Source organism: Streptococcus sp. 3167, from assembly GCF_013277175.1.
Lineage (GTDB): Bacteria > Bacillota > Bacilli > Lactobacillales > Streptococcaceae > Streptococcus > Streptococcus pseudopneumoniae.
The window spans coordinates 1-885 of record NZ_VMML01000100.1 but is presented as its reverse complement, the minus strand read 5'-3'; the positions used below and the strand labels follow the sequence as shown (position 1 = coordinate 885).

Sequence of the window (885 nt, the reverse complement as noted above, 5' to 3'; positions counted from 1 at the left end):
CATATTACTATTATATAATACTTTTTGATTTTAGTTTAGTATTAACATAATCGGCTTTTTCCTCATACCATTGATTAATAGCTGTCATAAATCCGTCATAGTTCCAAGCCAAGTTTTCTGCTAGTGAGAAATTTCCTGAAGACCAGGGGCTCCAAATGTCCTTACTAGACAAGCGTGTGTGATTAATGGTGATCGAAGCTTCTGCTGCACGAATGAAGGTTGTTTTTTCTAGTGCAGTTGACCATTTGATAGGAACATAGCTAGTAACTAGACCTTCGTCTGTTGTTTCTTTTCGAATGGCATTGATACGGTCTAAGATAGCCTGTTTATATGGCGTTAAGAAAGTCCCTTCAATCCCAACTAGAGTAGTACCAGAAGAAGTACTAGTGACCTAAGAGTTTAAGATATTGTAGGATTGACCATTGATTGCTTGAGTGGAAACCAGCCTATCATTAGTGGCTACTGATTGTGATGTAACAATTCCTACCCCAAGAAGTGATAGAGCTGAAATCGTTGCAAGTGTGAACTTTTTAGCTTTGGTGTCCATTTCGTGTCCCCTTATTTTTTATTATATAGTCATTTAGTTTTAAAAAAGCGTTCCAAACATTCAAAAATAGTTGGGACTTCCCTTAATAAATCTGTTACTTTCTTTTTCAAGATAGCCCAAGCTTGCTCAATAGGATTCAAATCCGGTGAATATGGCGGTAGAGGTAAGAAAAAGTGTTTATCTTGGATGCAGAGTTCATCCAAAATGTTCTTGGGATCAAAACTAGCATTGTCCATGATAATAACATGAGGTGTCTTCAAAGCAGGTAGGAGTTGCATTTTGAACCACTCCACAAAGAAATCGCTTGTCATGCTGTTCGTGTAAATCATGGGAGCTAT

At 37.4% G+C, this 885-nt stretch carries 2 protein-coding genes; both read right to left on the bottom strand.

Translation table 11 applies throughout. The features are described 5' to 3' along the window. Positions 1-391: 391 nt before the first annotated feature. Positions 392-547 (bottom strand): hypothetical protein, encoded by a 156-nt coding sequence (locus HT678_RS11655; protein WP_000379812.1) that lies wholly within the window; start codon positions 545-547, stop codon positions 392-394. 29 nt (positions 548-576) lie between these two features. Continuing rightward, positions 577-885 (bottom strand): transposase (locus HT678_RS10995; RefSeq protein ID WP_188110187.1); only part of this gene is annotated, 309 nt, incomplete at its 5' end.

Excerpts from the sequence above, each read along its gene's own strand:
- HT678_RS11655 (WP_000379812.1), bottom strand. The coding sequence starts at position 547 with ATGGACACCAAAGCTAAAAAGTTCACACTTGCAACGATTTCAGCTCTA.